We start from the raw sequence: 3,127 nt of genomic DNA, 5'->3' as shown, positions 1-3,127 counted from the left end.
ACCTGATCGAGCAGTTCCTCAACGCCAACGTCAACACCCGTACCGACGCCTACGGCGGCAGCATCGACGGCCGCAACCGCTTCGCCCTCGAAGTCGCCCGCGCCACGGTGGCGGCGATCGGTGCCGAACGGGTCGGCATCCGGCTGTCGCCGTACGGCGTGTTCAACGGCACCGGCGCCTTCGCGGACGTGGACGCGCAGTACCTGGCGCTGGTGCGTGAACTCTCGGCGCTCGGGTTGATGTACGTGCATGTGCTCGACCACTCGGCGATGGGCGCGCCTGCGGTACCGGCCGGGCTGAAGGCAGCGCTGCGGGCGGCGTTCGACGGGCCGTTCATCCTGGCGGGTGGTTTCGACGCGGCGAGTGCCGAACAGGCCCTCGCCACCGGGCAGGCCGACCTCATCGCCTTCGGCCGGCCGTTCCTCTCGAATCCGGACCTGGTGGCACGGATGCAGACCAGTGCGCCGATGAACCCGCCGGACATGGGCACGTTCTACACACCGGGGGAAAAGGGCTACACCGACTACCCGGCACTCGCCACCGGGCAGTGAAATCAGCGGGCGCACGCGGGCCTCGGTGAAAATAGCGCCATGTCCCCACGCCCGCTCCACTGCGCCTCCGCCGGCTTCGAGGCCGCCCTGCACGTCGATCTCCTGCCCGCCGGCCACCGCTCGCGCCGCCTGCACGGCCACAGCTTCTTCGCCACCGTGCGCGCCGAGCTGCCTGCGGGCTGGGCGCCGTTCCCGGGCGGCGAGGTGGCCGAGCTGCAGCGCCGCATGGACGCCTGCGTGCAGCCGCTCGACTACACCCGGCTCAACGACATCGACGGCCTCGCGCAGCCCACCGACGAGAACATCGCCCGCTGGATCCGCACCCGGCTGGAGACCGTGTTCGACGTGCCCGGCATCGTGCAGATCGGCGTGCAGAGCACCGCGCACACCGGCGTCGATCTCGACCGCGCCGGCCACGCCCACCTCTGGCGCCGCTACCGCTTCCAGGCCGCGCACCGGCTGCCGAACGTGCCGCTCGGCCACAAGTGCGGGCGCATGCACGGCCACGCCTTCGAGGTCATCCTGCACGCCGACCAGGACATCGGCACCCGCGACCTCGGCATCGACTACGACCGCATCGACGCGATCTGGGCGCCGTTCCACATCGCGCTGAACTACCGCTGCCTCAACGAGATCGAGGGCCTGGACAACCCCACCAGCGAAGTCCTTTCCTCGTGGCTGTGGCAGCGCCTGAAGCCCTTGCTGCCGGAGCTGTCCTGGGTGACGGTGTACGAGACCGGCTCGTGCGGCGCCAACTTCGACGGCGCGCACTACCGCATCTGGAAGGAAATGACGCTCGACAGCGCCGTGCGCATGCAACACGCCCCCGCCGGCCACCCGCTCGGCGCGCTGCACGGCCACACCTACACGCTGCGGCTGCACCTGAGCGCGCCGCTGGACGAGGTCATGGGCTGGACGGTGGACTTCGGCGACGTGAAGACACAGTTCGACCCGATCTTCAAGGCCATCGACCACCGCCCGCTCTACGAGATCGCCGACCTGCCCGACGGGGATGCGCTGTCGCTGGCGCGCTGGGTGCTGGACAAGGGCCGCGCGGTACTGCCGGCACTCGACCGGGTCGATCTGTATGAGACGCGGGGCTGCGGCGCGATCGTGATCGACGCGTCGGCCACGCAGGAGTTGCTGCCGGTATGACCTACGCCGTGAAGGAACTGTTCTACACGCTGCAAGGCGAGGGCGCGCAGGCGGGCCGCGCGGCGGTGTTCTGCCGCTTCGCCGGCTGCAACCTGTGGACCGGCCGCGAGGAAGACCGGGCGGATGCCGTCTGCACCTTCTGCGACACCGATTTCGTCGGCACCGATGGCCAGGGCGGCGGCAAGTTCACCACACCCGAGGCGCTGGCCGACGCGGTCGCGGCGCAGTGGCCGGCGGGCGCGGGCGGGCGGCCCTACGTCGTCTGCACCGGTGGCGAGCCGCTGCTGCAGCTGGACGCGCCGCTGATCGACGCGCTGCACGCCCGCGGCTTCGAGGTCGCCGTCGAAACCAACGGCACCCAGCCCGCGCCTGCCGGGCTGGACTGGATCTGCGTCAGCCCGAAGGCGGGCGCGGCGCTGCAGATCACGTCGGGCGACGAGCTGAAGCTGGTCTACCCGCAGCTGCTGGCGCGGCCGGAGCGCTTCGCCACGCTGGACTTCACGCACTTCTTCCTGCAGCCGATGGACGGGCCTCAGCAGGCCGAGAACACCCGCGCCACCGCCGCCTACTGCATGGCCCATCCGCAGTGGCGGCTCGGCGTGCAGATGCACAAGGTCGTGGGGATCGCCTGACATGGCCACCGATGCCGGCTTCATGGCCCACATTGCCGACCAGCTCCACGGCTTCGGCGCCTTCGCCCACCGCAAGATGTTCGGCGAGTACGCGCTCTACCTGGATGCCAAGGTCGTCGCGCTGGTCTGCGACAACCAGCTCTTCGTCAAGCCGACCGAGGCGGGCCGCGCACTGCTCGGGTCGGACGCCGCAATGGGGCCGCCGTACCCGGGTGCGAAGCTGCATTTCCAGGTGTCCGACCTGATCGACGAGCGCGAGGCGCTGGCGCGGCTGCTGCGGGCGACCAGCGACGCGCTGCCCGAGCCGAAGCCGAAGAAGCCGAAGGTGCCGCGCCAGCCAGGCTGACGCGGCGGGAACTCAGAGCAGCCGCCCCTGCGCGAGCCGGTCCACCGCAGGGGCGAGCCTCGTTGCTGCCAGCAGGTCCGCCAGTCGCGCACCCTTGTGCTGCCATTCGGCCACCAGTTCTTCGCCGAGCAGCGCGTAGTGCCACTCCCGGCCGCTGCGCAACGCCGCGGGCAGCGTGTTGAGGCGCTCGCACCAGGCCACGGCGGCACGCCGCTTGCGCTGCACATCCGGGTGGATGACCTGCTGCTGCGCCTTGGTCTCGACGAGGTAGATGGCCTCGGCCGTGCGGACCAGGAAGTCGGGTGAGTAGAACGCCGGCAGCCCGTCCTCCTTCACGTAGCGCAGCCGCAGGAAGTCGTGGCGCGTCTCGCTGATCTTGCAGAACGCCTCGACGTGGCTGTCGGCCTGCGCCCAGTGGATGAACCGCTTTTCCAGCCCGCCGT

5 protein-coding genes are annotated in these 3,127 nt (G+C 70.5%); 4 read left to right on the top strand and 1 reads right to left on the bottom strand.

Features of this window, described 5'->3' with window-relative positions:
* The 4 genes from AB3X43_RS06915 to AB3X43_RS06900 form a co-directional block, all read left to right on the top strand.
* The coding region (locus tag AB3X43_RS06915; RefSeq protein WP_473965075.1) for an oxidoreductase at window positions 1-551 on the top strand (551 nt) is incomplete at its 5' end.
* A 39-nt stretch (window positions 552-590) separates the two neighbouring features.
* Complete coding sequence (locus tag AB3X43_RS06910; protein WP_369429124.1) at window positions 591-1,706, top strand: 6-pyruvoyl trahydropterin synthase family protein; 1,116 nt, start codon at window positions 591-593, stop codon at window positions 1,704-1,706.
* Entirely contained in the window at window positions 1,703-2,338 is a 636-nt protein-coding gene (gene queE, locus AB3X43_RS06905; RefSeq protein ID WP_369429122.1) for a 7-carboxy-7-deazaguanine synthase, read from the top strand. Before AB3X43_RS06910 ends, queE begins: the two co-directional genes overlap by 4 nt.
* A 1-nt stretch (window position 2,339) precedes the next feature.
* Window positions 2,340-2,684 carry a TfoX/Sxy family protein gene (locus AB3X43_RS06900; RefSeq protein WP_369429121.1) on the top strand — a complete coding sequence of 115 codons (345 nt, stop codon included), beginning with the start codon at window positions 2,340-2,342 and terminating at the stop codon, window positions 2,682-2,684.
* Window positions 2,685-2,696: 12 nt separating this feature from the next.
* Here AB3X43_RS06900 and AB3X43_RS06895 read toward each other — a convergent pair.
* A partial coding sequence (locus AB3X43_RS06895; protein ID WP_369429120.1) for a hypothetical protein occupies window positions 2,697-3,127 on the bottom strand: 431 nt, incomplete at its 5' end.

Source organism: Sphaerotilus sp., assembly GCF_041083715.1.
GTDB lineage: Bacteria > Pseudomonadota > Gammaproteobacteria > Burkholderiales > Burkholderiaceae_C > Sphaerotilus.
The sequence above is the reverse complement of the archived record's forward strand: the minus strand, read 5'-3'. Positions and strand labels throughout refer to the sequence as shown.